This window comes from Marinobacter sp., from assembly GCF_048269445.1.
Lineage (GTDB): Bacteria > Pseudomonadota > Gammaproteobacteria > Pseudomonadales > Oleiphilaceae > Marinobacter.
In genome coordinates this window covers 466,520-479,729 of record NZ_JBLXIQ010000001.1, presented here as the reverse complement: position 1 = coordinate 479,729, position 13,210 = coordinate 466,520, and the positions used below count along the sequence as shown (strand labels likewise).

12 protein-coding genes are annotated in these 13,210 nt (G+C 58.4%); 7 read left to right on the top strand and 5 right to left on the bottom strand.

Features of this window, described 5'->3' with window-relative positions; translation table 11 throughout:
• Position 1 precedes the first annotated feature (1 nt).
• Positions 2 to 2,818 (top strand): DUF748 domain-containing protein, encoded by a 2,817-nt coding sequence (locus tag ACN0XM_RS02230; RefSeq protein WP_417565285.1) that lies wholly within the window; start codon positions 2 to 4, stop codon positions 2,816 to 2,818.
• Between the two features lie 37 nt (positions 2,819 to 2,855).
• Here the strand turns inward: ACN0XM_RS02230 and ACN0XM_RS02225 are convergent, their stop codons facing one another.
• A complete protein-coding gene (locus ACN0XM_RS02225; RefSeq protein ID WP_417565284.1) occupies positions 2,856 to 3,680 on the bottom strand; it encodes a transporter substrate-binding domain-containing protein in 825 nt (274 codons plus the stop codon).
• 107 nt (positions 3,681 to 3,787) lie between these two features.
• On the opposite strand from ACN0XM_RS02225, the gene yfbR reads away from it, so the two are divergent.
• On the top strand, positions 3,788 to 4,381 hold the full coding sequence (gene yfbR / locus ACN0XM_RS02220) for a 5'-deoxynucleotidase (RefSeq protein ID WP_417565283.1): 594 nt from the start codon (positions 3,788 to 3,790) through the stop codon (positions 4,379 to 4,381).
• Positions 4,382 to 4,401: 20 nt separating this feature from the next.
• On the opposite strand, the gene ACN0XM_RS02215 is transcribed toward yfbR, so the two are convergent.
• Positions 4,402 to 5,436: an SPFH domain-containing protein gene (locus ACN0XM_RS02215; RefSeq protein WP_417565282.1), complete on the bottom strand. Its 1,035-nt coding sequence runs from the start codon at positions 5,434 to 5,436 to the stop codon at positions 4,402 to 4,404.
• A gap of 2 nt (positions 5,437 to 5,438) precedes the next feature.
• The gene (locus tag ACN0XM_RS02210; RefSeq protein WP_417565281.1) at positions 5,439 to 5,897 is read right to left on the bottom strand and encodes an NfeD family protein; all 459 of its coding nucleotides are present in this window, start codon (positions 5,895 to 5,897) and stop codon (positions 5,439 to 5,441) included.
• A 203-nt stretch (positions 5,898 to 6,100) separates the two neighbouring features.
• On the opposite strand from ACN0XM_RS02210, the gene ACN0XM_RS02205 reads away from it, so the two are divergent.
• The 3 genes from ACN0XM_RS02205 to ACN0XM_RS02195 all read left to right on the top strand — a co-directional run bounded on the left by ACN0XM_RS02205 (position 6,101) and on the right by ACN0XM_RS02195 (position 8,980).
• The gene (locus ACN0XM_RS02205; RefSeq protein ID WP_417565280.1) at positions 6,101 to 6,916 is read left to right on the top strand and encodes an SDR family NAD(P)-dependent oxidoreductase; all 816 of its coding nucleotides are present in this window, start codon (positions 6,101 to 6,103) and stop codon (positions 6,914 to 6,916) included.
• A gap of 105 nt (positions 6,917 to 7,021) precedes the next feature.
• The gene (locus ACN0XM_RS02200) at positions 7,022 to 8,128 is read left to right on the top strand and encodes a GGDEF domain-containing protein (RefSeq protein ID WP_417565279.1); all 1,107 of its coding nucleotides are present in this window, start codon (positions 7,022 to 7,024) and stop codon (positions 8,126 to 8,128) included.
• A 51-nt stretch (positions 8,129 to 8,179) separates the two neighbouring features.
• Entirely contained in the window at positions 8,180 to 8,980 is an 801-nt protein-coding gene (locus ACN0XM_RS02195; RefSeq protein WP_417565278.1) for a class II glutamine amidotransferase, read from the top strand.
• A 115-nt stretch (positions 8,981 to 9,095) separates the two neighbouring features.
• Here the strand turns inward: ACN0XM_RS02195 and ACN0XM_RS02190 are convergent, their stop codons facing one another.
• A complete protein-coding gene (locus ACN0XM_RS02190) occupies positions 9,096 to 10,001 on the bottom strand; it encodes a metal-dependent hydrolase (RefSeq protein WP_417565277.1) in 906 nt (301 codons plus the stop codon).
• Positions 10,002 to 10,226: 225 nt separating this feature from the next.
• On the opposite strand from ACN0XM_RS02190, the gene ACN0XM_RS02185 reads away from it, so the two are divergent.
• Together ACN0XM_RS02185 and ACN0XM_RS02180 are read left to right on the top strand one after the other, a co-directional pair.
• Positions 10,227 to 11,333, top strand: a complete 1,107-nt coding sequence (locus tag ACN0XM_RS02185; protein WP_417565276.1) for a helix-turn-helix domain-containing protein — start codon at positions 10,227 to 10,229, stop codon at positions 11,331 to 11,333.
• A gap of 45 nt (positions 11,334 to 11,378) precedes the next feature.
• Positions 11,379 to 11,786, top strand: a complete 408-nt coding sequence (locus ACN0XM_RS02180) for an NINE protein (RefSeq protein ID WP_417565275.1) — start codon at positions 11,379 to 11,381, stop codon at positions 11,784 to 11,786.
• Between the two features lie 28 nt (positions 11,787 to 11,814).
• Here ACN0XM_RS02180 and ACN0XM_RS02175 read toward each other — a convergent pair whose 3' ends face one another.
• Complete coding sequence (locus ACN0XM_RS02175; protein WP_417565274.1) at positions 11,815 to 13,182, bottom strand: WS/DGAT/MGAT family O-acyltransferase; 1,368 nt, start codon at positions 13,180 to 13,182, stop codon at positions 11,815 to 11,817.
• Between the last annotated feature and the right edge of the window lie 28 nt (positions 13,183 to 13,210).

The window sequence follows — 13,210 nt, the reverse complement described above, 5'->3', positions numbered from 1 at the left end:
CGTGGCCCAGAGCCGTCAACGCAGTCGTGTTCCCAGGAATTTGTTAATCGGATTCCTGGCCCTTCTGATTCTGTACACCCTCGCAGGGTTCCTGCTCCTACCCTGGTGGCTGGAGCGTTCGATACCCGCACAGCTGGAACAGCGTATGGGGTGGCAGGCGGAAGTAACCGGCATTAGCGCCAATCCCTATACGCTGAGTGTTGAAACGCTCGGGCTTTCGGCCACCGACAGTGACGGCGAGCCGGTGGCTGGTTTCGACCGGCTGCTGGTCGATCTGAATTTCTTTCAGCTGATCCGTGGTATCGCGGGCTTTGAGTCGATTGAGCTGGATGATCCCTTTATCCGGGTTGACCTGCTGAAGGATTACCGCGTCAATTTTGCCCGGGACTGGCAGAATGCCAATCCGGCACCTGCCGGGGCAGGGCAACCGTCTGACGCCGAAGATAGCACTGAGCCACCCCGCATCTATTTCCGGGAGATCGTTGTCAATGGCGGCGAATTGCTCTTCCGGGATTTCAGCAAGCAGCAAATGGCGGAATTCCGAGTAACACCACTGGACCTGTCGCTGACTGACCTGGCCACCTGGCGTCGTGCGGGTGAGGACAGCGACTACTCACTGAGCGCCGCAGTGGGAAGCCAGACGATCGAGTGGGAGGGGGATCTCAGTATCGCGCCTCTGTACTCCAACGGTTCTCTGACGATCTCTTCGGTGGGCTTTGAAACCGTCGCTCACTTTCTTGGCCCCTACTTTCCCTATGACCTGCGTGGCGGGAGCGTCAGCCTCAGTTCGGACTATGAACTGCAGGCCGGTGAGGGCTTCTACCTGGAAACCAGTAACGGCCAGTTGGCCCTCGAGGATCTTGCCATTGCCCTGAGTGCGGATAGTGAGCAGGCCCGGCTGAGTACCGGAACGCTGTCTGTTGATGCTGTCGGGTTTGATCTGAACAGGCGGGAAATCAACGTCGGCCAGGTCTCTTTGGAAAACCTGGATTTGGCGTTGGCCCGGAGTGAGACCGGCGGGATTGACTGGCTGGCACCAATGGCCTCAGATTCACAAACCGGCGAGACGCAGAATAATGGGGGAGGCGCCGAGCAGCCATTCCGGTGGACCGTGGCGGGCGTGACCCTGTCTGAAGGCAGGGTTCTCTGGCAGGACAACCAGCCGGAGAGCTCCGTTGAAATTGTACTGGAGCAGTTATCGGTGTCCACCGGGGCAATCAGTAGTGAGTTGGAAGAGCCGGTGACGTATAAGGTGCAGGGTACTCTGGCCAGCGGCGGGGAGTTGTCACTGACCGGCCAGGTGACCCCCTCGCCATTCACCCTGGAAGCCGCCATTTCAGGGGCCGGGGTAGAGCTGGCTGTCTTTGAACCTTATGTCCAGGAGGGCGCCAATCTCGCCATAGCCAGTGGAAGCCTTGGAGTCGATGGCAACCTGGACCTCGACGGTCAGCAGGATCCACTCACCGGCACCTTCAGCGGTACGGCCGAAGTGGCCGGCTTGAGTGTACGGTTGCCCGACAGTTCCGATCAGCTGGCGTCCTGGCAAACCCTGCGGCTGGCGCCCATTGAATACAATGTTTATCCCGCCCGCCTGGAAATCGGCACAGTCACCCTGGCACAGCCGGTGGTCAATGTGGTGCGTAATGCTGACAGCGTCCATAACGTTGAGCGGATCGTCAGAAGCTCCGCCACTGGCGAGCAGGGGAAGCCGGCTTCCGGCCAGCAGCAAGCGGGCGATTCAGCGCCTGGATTTATCTTCAGGATCGGACAGCTGATGCTTGAGGATGGCGCCCTGGCCTATACGGATCGCACGCTGGAGCCGGCCTTCACGACCTCGTTCGATGAACTGAACGGCAGCGTCACCGGGCTCAGTAATATCTCCCCGCAGGAGGGCAAGGTGTCGATAAGCGGTCGCGTCGGCGGTGGAGCGGATCTGGATTTTGAGGGCACCATCGGCACCCTTGGTACGGAGGATGTCAGCGACCTCAAGCTGATCATGCAGAATCTTTCCCTGCCCACTCTGTCTCCCTATTTCGGTCGTTACCTCGGGTACGGAATAGACAGCGGCAAGCTTGATCTCAACCTCGATTATCAAATATCCGGTACACGGATCGATGCCTCCAATCTGGTGATTATGGACCGGCTTGAACTGGGCTCGTCGGTGCCGAGCGACCAGGCCGTCAATGCGCCGGTCAAGCTTGGCCTGGCCCTGCTGCGGGACCGGAAAGGCATTATTGAAGTGAATCTGCCGATCAGTGGCGACCTCTCCAATCCGGACTTCAGTGTTGGTCAGGTTGTTATGCGGGCATTCGTGAACCTGTTGGCGAAAGCCGCGACCTCTCCCTTCAGCATGTTGGGATCCATTGCCGATCTGGCGGGGTTCAGTGGCGAAGAGCTCGGCAAGGTGGGCTTTGTTCCCGGCAGTATTGAGCTGGCAGAGGGTGAAGCGGACAAATTGTCGGCGCTTGCGGACGCACTGCTGGAACGGCCGAATCTGCTTCTGAACATCCGTGGCAGTGTCGAGCCTCAAGTCGATGGCCTGGCGTTACTGCGTGAAGAGCTGACCGCAGGCGGCCAGAGGGAATTGTCCGAGGCCGCCTGGCAGGCGGCCCGGGAAGCTTACATTGCGGGCGAGCGGACATTGGCGCAGGAGGCCCTGGGTAACCTCGCCTCGGCTCGAGGTGTTGCGCTCCGGAACCTGTTGCAGAATACTCTTGAGGTTCCGGGGGACCAGTTGTTCCTGCTTGATCCCGCCCGTAACGCGCAGGTGGGAGGGGACGGCAACGTGGTCGTCGCGTTTACCCTGGATGTCCGTTAAGTACTCTTTTTTAAGTACTCATGATACCCGTTGAGCACTAAGGCGTTTGGAAACCGGTCAGGAACCCCGCTGGCAACCGCAGCCCCCATTTTTCGACAAGATGTCGGTATTGACCGTTTTCCACCAGTGGTGCCAGCAGCTGCATCATTTTTTCGGCGCTCGCCACACCATTCTGGCGTGCAAGGATGCTGAGCTGGTAGCGCTGGTCCGGTTGGTCCGAAATCAGTAGCTTGTCCCAGTCTTCCGGGTGCTTGGCAAGGTGCATTTGCAGATAGGAATAACTTACGATGGCCACTTCGGCAACCGAGGGCCGGTCGGCCTTGATCAGCTTGAGATTGCGGCTGTGGCTGTCGGAGAATTCGATGTTGAACCGTTGCTGCAAAACGGAATTGTCGGTTTCGAAATTGGCAAAGCCATAGTGATAGCCCGAGATGGCCACGAGGGAGCGTTTGCCAATATCGTCGAAAAATGAAAGGTCCCGCCCGGGTTTCCTGAGGGCTACGTACAGCTCTTCGTCCTCCAGAATAGGACGGCTGATGTCCACTTCTTTATCCGCCCAGCCCCAGTTCGGGCTTTCAAAGAAAATGACATCGTACAGCCCGGCCTCGAAATCCAGGAACCGGCGCTTCGGTGAGGTGTGGACAACCCTGAAAGAGATATCCTCGTGAGTCTGATCAAGTTCGTCCAGCAGATCGCCGAGGAGACCGGTTGGCCGGCCGTCAGGGCCGACGCCGGCGACCGGTGGGAAGTGATATACGCCGATGGTGATCTCGGTTTCGGCTACCGACATCGGGGCCCACGCCAGCATGATGACGGCAGAAAGCATGGCCAGGATATTTTGAATGTACCTGTGAACGGGCACGGTGCTCCCCGGTTGTGTAACAATTGAATGCACATTCAGAATAGCACGGGGATTTTATGCACCTGAAGCAAAAAATAATGAACTTATGCAAAATGGGACTATGACCGATGGGCGATGTTGTCAGCCATTTCTTTGCCTATGTCTCCCGCCTGCGCTGGATCAAGCGCTGGGGGTTGATGCGCAATGCCATTGAAGAAAACGTCGCGACCCATTCCTGGGAAGTAGCCACACTGGCCCATGCCCTGGCCATCATCCGCAACCGGCATTTTGGGGGGAAGGTTAACGCCGACAGAATTGCGGCAGCGGCGCTCTATCATGATGCGACGGAAGTGATTACCGGGGATATGCCGACACCGGTTAAATACCACTCCCGGGTCATGCGGGAAGCGTTCGGGGATATTGAGCATAAAGCGGAAGCGGAATTGCTGGCGTTGCTGCCGGAAGACTTGAGGGAGGAATTCTCGCCCTACGTTCGCGAGTCCCAATTGCCGGCGGAGGACAAGGAGCTGATCAAGGCGGCCGACCGGCTGTCGGCGTGGCTCAAATGCCAGGCTGAAATCCGGGCCGGCAACAAGGAGTTTGAGCCAGCCGCCCGCCAGATTCGCAAGCGGCTGGATGAGGACGGGCTGCCAGAGGTTGTTTACTTTCTTAAGGTGTTTGCCCCCAGCTACGAGCAACCTCTGGACAACCTGCTGGGTTGATGCCTCAGGCGCAGGGTCGCTCAGCTGTTACCGGCAGAGCCGACCAGCCCACCGCGCAGGCCGTCGCGCTGGAGATGCTGGCGAACGGTATCTTCCGGACTGCCCGCCAGCTCACGGAACATGCCCATGGAGCCCAGCAGCGCTGACGATTCATAGGGCACAAACACCCGTTCCCCGTCCTTCGCCATGTTGGGCAGAACCTTGATATAGCTCTGGCCCAACAGGTATCCGATAACGGTCTGTTTGTTGTCTTCGGAATCCCCGATGGCGTTGAGCACCAGCTTGATAGACTCCTGCTCGCCCTGGGCCCGGAGAATGGCGGATTCTTTGTCACCTTGGGCATTGAGGATCGAAGATTCGCGCTGGCCCTGGGCTTTGGCAATGGCCGCTGACTTTTCACCTTCAGCTTCGGTGACCGTGGCCCGGCGCTTGCGCTCCGCGGCCATCTGCAAGCGCATGGCCTCTTCCACTTCTTCCGGCATGCTGATGTCCTGAACTTCCACCCGGGTGAGCTTCACACCCCACTTGGAGGCGGCTTCTTCCATTTCAGCCTGGATGGCATTGTTCACCTCACTACGGGATTCAAACAGCTTGTCCAGCTCCATCTTGCCCACCACCGACCGTAGGGTGGTCTTGGCGAGGACCTCCACCGCCTGGCTCATGTTGGCGACTTCGTATACGGCCCGGCGGGGGTCGATGATCTGATAATACAGGGCACCGTTGATCTTTACGGTTACGTTGTCGGTGGTGACGACCGGCTGGCCCGGAAAGTCCATGACGGTTTCCCGCCGGTCGATCCGGATTTCATCGCTCATAACCGGATGATAGTCCTCGCCCATGCGCACATAGCGGAGCATGCTGATGGCGCGCGGCCGCTCAATGAAGGGAATAATGATATTCACGCCGCTTTCGAGGATCCGGTTGAACGAGCCCAGGCGTTCAATAACCATCACTTCGGACTGGCGTACGATTACCAGGCCTTTGGCGATGATGAAAATACCGATAATGACAACAATCAGGCTGATGATCAGCCCGGGTGAAAGATAAGGTTCCATGCTTACTGCTCCTTCGGCGTGATCGTTTGAACTACGGCAGTGGTGCCGTCGAAATGTCTGAAAATAACCTCGGTTCCCTCCGGGAGGTCGATGGCTCCCGTGTCGCTGACACGCAAGCGGTAAAAATCACCATTTACCTTGATACCGGAGGCCCCGTCGAAATCCCGCTTCAGTGTCTGGTAGCACTGGCCCTGCTCCACCCCGGTGCCCGTGGTGCCGTAAGCGACACCACGGGGGGAGAAACGTGGGCGGATCCAGCGAATGGCAATCGGAACCAGAATGCCAGAGAAAATGCCCATGCCGGCTAGCTGCCACTCGAACGGCACGCCCAGGAATGCCAGTAGCCCGGTCAGTGCTGCTGCGATGCCCAGGGCCAGAAGCAGCAGAACGCCGGACGTTAATTCGGCGAGGCACAGCACCAGCGCGAGAATCAGCCAGAAATGCGTAAGACTCCACTCCATACAGAAAATCCAAAGGGTCGGGGACAGGTGGGCGGGGACTGTGAGCCGCCCGGCTGTGATGGATTGTACCCAAAACCGGGAGCCGCGTCAGAGGGTGGCCGTAATGCCTTGAGGCACAGTTCACTAAAGCCAACTCTCGCCATCAGGCAACTGCTAGAGTATCTGCTTTAATTGCCAGAGCACACAACAAGAGGTCTGTGACCATGAAAAATCTGAATAAAAAAGTGGCTGTCGTGACCGGAGCCGGCTCGGGTATCGGGCGGGCACTGGCCAAATCCCTGGCCGACCGCGGTTGCCGGCTGGCGATTTCGGATGTCAATGCAGCAGGCCTGGCGGAAACCGCGAAAGCACTCGGGAGCGCCGACGTGAAGACCTATCGCCTGGATGTGTCGGATCGGGATGCCATCTATGCCCACGCAGAGGAGGTGGTGAAAGACTTCGGACAGGTCAATCTGGTGATCAATAACGCCGGCGTTGCGCTCTCTGCCTCGGTGCGAGAGATGAGTGACGAAGACTTCAAATGGATCATGGACATTGATTTCTGGGGAGTTGCGCATGGAACCCGGTCGTTTCTTCCCCACCTCATTGCCTCCGGTGATGGCCATGTGGTGAACATCTCAAGCGTGTTTGGCCTGATTGCCGTGCCCAAGCAAAGTGCCTACAACGCTGCCAAATTCGCCGTGCGCGGTTTCACCGAAGCCCTGCGCCAGGAAATGAAACTGGAAAATCAGCCAGTGGCGGTCAGTTGTGTACATCCGGGCGGTATCCGGACCAACATCGCCAATGCTGCCCGCATGGGTAAATCGGAAAATGCTGACGCTCAGCGCAAAGGGTTCGACAAGTTGGCCATGACCACGCCGGAAAAAGCAGCCGAAATTATTATAAAAGGCATTCTAAAGAATGAATCCCGCATTCTGGTGGGCCCCGATGCCTGGGGTATTGATGCCATCAATCGCCTGCTCGGTTCTGCCTATCAGCCCCTGGTGGAACGTTTCTCACGAAAGAATCTGTATCTCTGATGAAAAAGTGAGGCAATTGTGGGCCAGTGAATTTCGCGCCCACTGTATATTTTACAAACAGTTTTTCAGGGCTATACTCGTAGGCTGATCCAAGGAAGAGTCAGCATGAATACGCCTCACCACCCTGACCTGGGGGCCACTCTGGAAGAGAGTCGCTCGGGTTTGCGCGACAATCATCGCCGCTCACTGATGCGGCTCCTGTTTTTTGTTACCGGCTCTGCGCTGGTGGTTTTTGCCTGCCTGCAGGTTCTGAATGGTTACCCATGGGTTGGCGCCGGTGAGCTAATCGCCAGCGCGGTATTGTATTTCGGCGTTTGGCGACTGAAAAACACGCATCTTCTGCAGCAGTGGATTTACGCCTACCTGGTCACTCTGTTCGCGTTCTTTCTGGTAATCATGCTGTTGCCGGAAGCGTCTGTTGCGGCGTTTGTCTGGGTCCTGATGATGCCCGTCCTCGCCTACCTGTTGCTGGGTAAGCGCGAGGGCATAATTCTCAGTGTGCCGTTCATGCTGGCGGGTGGGGTGATCTACTACGTCCATCTGGGCCAGGTGGGCAACCCGGGTGCGTTGATCGACTTGCTCAACATGGTGCTGTGCGGCGCGCTGATGCTGACGTTTATCCACTTGTACGAGGTCCGCCGTGAAGAAGCCGAGCAGCGTCTGGTAGGGATGGCCCAGACTGATGCACTGACCGGCCTGGCCAATCGCAGTAACTTCCACGGTAACCTGAACCGCACCATTGCCGAATGTGAGCGCAGTGGCGCGGGCTTTACGCTGGTGGTGATGGATATTGATCACTTCAAGGTGGTGAATGACACCCTCGGCCATGACGCCGGCGATCATGTGCTGAGAAACATCGGCCGCTGCCTGACCGCGCGTCTTCGTGGCACCGATTTCGTCGGGAGGCTTGGTGGTGAGGAGTTTGGCCTGATCCTCCGGGACGTTAAGTCGGCAGATGCCTTTGAACTGATGGATGAACTGCGCCAGCGCATTGCCGAGCAGGAACTGGCCTATGGTGAGGCCCGCATCCGCGTAACTGCATCTTTCGGCATAGCCCAGTGGCCCGAACATGGCCAACAGGCCGAAACCCTGTTTCGGGTCGCCGACCGCTGCCTATACAGCGGCAAGCGAGCCGGCCGCAACCGAGTTGCCCGGGCCGGGGCTAATCAAAACCCTCGCCAACTGGAGATTCTCGCTGGCGAGGCCGGTTAATTCCGGTATTCTTGGGTGAAACTCATCCCCCATACGGAATGAAACAGCCCCATGTGTGAACTGCTGGCCATGAGCGCCAATACGCCCACAGACCTGTGCTTCAGTTTTACCGGCCTGACCCGTCGAGGCGGTGCAACCGGGCCCCACAAGGACGGTTGGGGCGTGGCCTTCTACGAAGGCAAAGGCGTCCGAGCCTTCCATGATGCCGATGCCAGCGCCAATTCCCGCCTCGCGGAAGTGGTCCAGACCCACCCGATCAAGAGCGAAGTGGCCATCTGCCATATTCGTCAGGCCAACGTCGGCGCAATCTGCCTGGCCAACACCCACCCGTTCATGCGCGAACTCTGGGGCCGTTACTGGGTCTTTGCCCACAACGGCCAGCTTTCCGGGTTCCGGACGGCGCCCGGCTTCTATGAACCGGTGGGCACCACCGACAGCGAAACCCTGTTTTGCGACATCCTCAACCACCTGCGCAGCCACTGCGACCGGAGCACCGAAACCGATGAGATTGTCGATCGCCTGGTCCGCTTATCCTTAGCCTACGCCAGCCAGGGCGTGTTCAACCTCCTGCTGAGCAACGGCGACTGGCTGTTCACCTACTGCACCACCAAAATGGCCAGCATCACCCGCCGGGCCCCGTTTGGTCCGGCCCGTCTTAAAGACGCGGATGTCACGGTGGACTTTGAATCGGAAACCACGCCCAACGACATTGTCAGCGTGATCGTCACAGAACCTCTGACGAGTGATGAGCTGTGGGATGTTTATCAGCCAGGTGAATGGCGGTTATGGCGGAAGGGCGAGGTTATCCGCTCGGGCCGAGCAGATGCCGAAAGTCGAACACTGAGCGAGTAAGCGGGAAGGTCTTGCCAAAATCGTGCGGAGCCATGGATGGCGAAGCCGAGCATACAGGGATGTATTTACAGCGTATTTTGGCAAGACCTTCCCGCTTACTCGCGGAGTTTACCCATTACTGTAGCGTCCGGTGATTTCCCTTCTGATACTGCGGCGCAATATGCGCCTGGATTTCCTCTTTGAAACGGGCAATCAACTCACTGTTGTCATGACCCCAGGGGTGAAAGCCGGGCTTGAAGTATTCCAGCCAGTTCGGAATCAGGTTTGAGAAGGTGCCGTTTTTGCCCCACAGGCGCCAGAGACCTGTGGCGGCTTCTTTCAAAGAGAAGTTCCTACGGTCATTGAGCATCATCCGGCTGGTGAAATAGCTGCTCATCACACCCAGGGCGGCGGTGCTGAACGCGAGATAAAAGGCCCTTTCGGTGTAGGTGCCGCCCGCCGCCTGGAAAACGTCATAGGCAACCGCCTTGTGCTCGGTTTCTTCAATCGCGTGCCAGACCCACAGGGGACGCATGGATTCATGCATGTCCTCGCGCACATCATCGCGCGCCAGCAACAGGTCGGCCATCATGGCGGTCAGGTGTTCCAGGGCGCAGGTGATGGCCAGCTGGTGGCGTTTGGGCAGCTTCTTGGCAATGCCGAGGACCACCTCCAGGTGTTTCTCCAGTTCCTCCACCGGCATGCCCTGGTCACGAACGTGCTGGTTCATGGCGATGTGCTCCAGGGAATGCATGGCCTCCTGGCCAATGAACCCGCGTATCTCCTCTTTCAGTTTGGGATCCGAGATCTGGTCCCGGAACGCTCTTACCGAATCTACGAAGAACTGCTCGCCCTGCGGAAACAGCACCGAGAGCGCATTCATGATGTGGCTTATGGTGTAGCTGTTATCGACCCAGTAACGGGGTACGTCCTCACCGAACTCAAAACCCATGCGCTGGGCTGTGATGGTGACGTTGTCTGGCGTGTTGGAGGCTCTGGTAACCGGAGCCGTCTTCTTTTCTGCGGTTTTGCTGCTCAGCATCTGTGTACTCCTCACACTGACTGTTGTCATGGATCCAGTGTGCGGCAGTCAACGTCGGGCAGGAATGCGCAAAGGGGACGGCCGTCGATCAGGATGGGACACAGGCCGGAAATTGATTGGCCATGCTGACGGCGACCGGGGTGTGCCGGGCCCCACTGTAGCGGCGGGAGGCATCTGATAGAGTCAGTTGAAGTGCTTCAGCCAACTCAATAATAGGGAATGCCAATGAGCGCAACCGGTCCGGGCAAAGAACGGCAGATGCCGGGATTGTTCCTGGTGCCGGGCGCCTACCTGCGGGTTCTGGCCGAGACGGTCCGACAGCTGGGATACAACGACCGGTTACTCTATGAAGGCCTGGGTGTCACCCCGGACGATCTCAAGTCCAATGACAGCCGGGTGTTTGTCACCGATGCCATCATCATGGCCAAGCGGGCCATGAACCTGGCCGGTAAGGACGGTCTCAGCTTTATGCTGGCCCGTGAGTTGCGGTTGACGATTCACGGTACCCTGGGCTTCGCGGCTCTTACCAGCCCCACCTTCGCCGATGCCCTGGATTCTGTGCGCCGTTACTTGCATCTGCGGGTGCCGTTTCTCGGTATGAGCCAGTCCGAAGCGGGCGATAGGGTGCTGGTAAAGCTCTGCACCGAATTCGAAGTGCCCGGCCTCTATCCGTTTCTGGCAGAGACCGTCAGCGCCACGCTGATCCTGCTGACCGAACAGCTATTGGATCGCGAAGATGCCGTCAAACGCGGCTTCGCCCTGGAAGACGGCAAATTGACGGGTGTCACGGTTCGCCTGAGCGCGCCGGAGCCGCCCTGGTACCAGCATTATGCGGACCAACTGCCGGTCCGATTCGAATACGGCCAGCCAGACGAGATGATGGTGTTTCCCCGGGAACTCCTGGAGGTGCGCATGCGCCTGGCCGATGCGGAAGCCTCCCGAATGGCCCGTGACCAGTGCGAGTTCGAGCTGCAGAAGGCTCTGAAGGAGCAGGGTGACATTGTCCTGGCCATCCGCAACATGCTCCGGATGATGCCGGGGCCGCTGCCGTCACTGGAAGCCATGGCCGAGCGTTTCTGCGTCTCGTCCAGAACCCTTAAACGCCGGCTGGCGGTCCGGGACACCAACTACCGTGAAATCGTCGAATCGGTTCTCAAGGATCGGGCGATCCAGCTCCTTCGCTACACCAACCAGTCGGTCAGCGAAATAGCCTGCGAACTCGGCTATGCTGATCTTTCAAACTTCAGCCGGGCGTTCCGGAAGTGGACCGGGAAGTCGGCCAGTGAATTCCGTGAGTATGGTCCGGATCCCGCTCCGGAAGTCGGGCCTTGAATTTTCTGCGAATCCACCACCAAGGTTTAAAGGATTGAAGCGACTATGACCCAAAGACCAAACACCCACAGCAAACTGATCGGCTACCTGCTCTGGATCTTCGGATTCCTGGGCTCGCACCGCTTCTACTACGGCAAACCCATTACCGGAACCATCTGGTTCTTCACCCTGGGGCTGCTGTTTGTCGGCTGGATCATCGATCTGTTCCTGATTCCCGCCATGGACCGGGAGGCGGACCTGCGATTCCGGGAGGGTGAGATCAATTACAGCATCGGCTGGCTGCTGCTGACTTTCCTCGGAGTGTTCGGGCTTCACCGGATGTACATGGGCAAGTGGATTACCGGTATCATTTATCTGCTCACAGGCGGGCTGTTCCTGATCGGTGTGCTCTATGACTTCTGGACTCTGAATGACCAGATCTCGGAGCGGAATCGGGAGCAGCGCTTCGGCTGATCCCCCTTCTGTTTAGAGACCGGCCTGTTCAAAGGCCGGCGGCGGTCTCCAGTTCAACCAGGGCCTCTTCCAGGTGGTCGAGCATTCGCTGCAGGCTCGGCAGGGTGCGGCGGCAGCCGATCAGGCCGAACTCCACCTGATCATTGTAGCTGGTCAGGGTCATGTTCAGGGCCAGGCGGTCCATGGCGATGGAGACCGGGTACATGCCGTCGAGCTTTGCACCGTTCCAGTAACAGGTTTCTCGAGGTCCGGGGATGTTGGAGATCACCACGTTGAAGGTTTGCCACTTGGGGGCCATGCCGGTGAGCAGATGAAACGCCGCCGGTGCCAGGGTCAGGGCTGTGTAGTTAATAATTTCTTCCGCCGACATGTGGGCGTAGCGGTCCTTGGCGGCTTTCACGTCCTGATGGATCTGCATCAGCCGTGTGACCGGGTCGTTCACATCGGTGTGCAGGGAGGCCAGGATGACGCCCACCTGGTTGCCGCCTGAACTCTCATCCTTGCGCAGGGATACCGGCACCATGGCAATCAGGGGTTTCTCCGGCAGGGCGTCCTGGTTCATCAGGTAGGTGCGCAGGGCGCCGGCGCACATGGTCATAACCACATCATTGATAGTGGTTCCGTAGGCTGTGCACACGCCCTTGATACGGTCCAGACCATAAGACTCTGCAGCAAAACGTCGGGAGCCGGTGATCTTCTGGTTCAGGATGCTGCGGGGCGCATGGAAGATGGAGGAATAGGCAGGATCCTTCCGGGCGTCGTTGATTGTTTTAAGCAGTTCCCGGGCAACCGTCGGCACCGTGCCCAACTGTTTTCCGGATTCCCCTAGCAGATGGCCGACGCTCCGCCACAGGGATGGCTGACGGCTATCCGTCTCCCGGGCCGGACGGGGCGGCATGGCCCAGATCGGTGGCATGTCCCGCTCGCCGGTATCCTGGCACAGCATCTTTGTGACCATTCGCATGGCCGATACACCGTCCACCAGGGCATGGTGCACCTTGATGTAAACTGCGAACTGCCGTTCGCCCAAGCCTTCAATCAGATGAAACTCCCACAGCGGCCGCTCCCGGTCCATCAGGTGTGAATGCTCCGCCGATACAAACGACAACAGCTCCCGGACCCGCCCCGGAGTCGGCAGAGCCTCAAAGCGGAAATGATGCTCCAGATCCAGGTGCTCATCCTCCACCCAGACCGGCTGGCCGAAACGGTAATCCAGACGTTGGTTGAATGGAGGAGTAACCCGGGTGTATTGCCGCAGGCGATCAGCCAGCTGCGCCACGTAGTCGTCCGGCGCGCCCTCGGGAAAGGAAAACAGCTGCAGACCACCCACATGCATCGGCTGCTGCCGCTTTTCCAGCCAGAGGAACAGTTGGTCAGTTGGGCTGAGGGGTTTCACAGAAGCATCCTTGTTATTGGCGTTTCCG

Coding starts and splice junctions, on each gene's coding strand:
- ACN0XM_RS02185 (WP_417565276.1), top strand. CDS start 10,227: ATGAGCGCAACCGGTCCGGGCAAAGAACGGCAGATGCCGGGATTGTTC.
- ACN0XM_RS02210 (WP_417565281.1), bottom strand. CDS start 5,897: ATGGAGTGGAGTCTTACGCATTTCTGGCTGATTCTCGCGCTGGTGCTG.
- ACN0XM_RS02200 (WP_417565279.1), top strand. CDS start 7,022: ATGAATACGCCTCACCACCCTGACCTGGGGGCCACTCTGGAAGAGAGT.
- ACN0XM_RS02205 (WP_417565280.1), top strand. CDS start 6,101: ATGAAAAATCTGAATAAAAAAGTGGCTGTCGTGACCGGAGCCGGCTCG.
- ACN0XM_RS02180 (WP_417565275.1), top strand. CDS start 11,379: ATGACCCAAAGACCAAACACCCACAGCAAACTGATCGGCTACCTGCTC.
- ACN0XM_RS02195 (WP_417565278.1), top strand. CDS start 8,180: ATGTGTGAACTGCTGGCCATGAGCGCCAATACGCCCACAGACCTGTGC.
- ACN0XM_RS02215 (WP_417565282.1), bottom strand. CDS start 5,436: ATGGAACCTTATCTTTCACCCGGGCTGATCATCAGCCTGATTGTTGTC.
- ACN0XM_RS02190 (WP_417565277.1), bottom strand. CDS start 10,001: ATGCTGAGCAGCAAAACCGCAGAAAAGAAGACGGCTCCGGTTACCAGA.
- yfbR (WP_417565283.1), top strand. CDS start 3,788: ATGGGCGATGTTGTCAGCCATTTCTTTGCCTATGTCTCCCGCCTGCGC.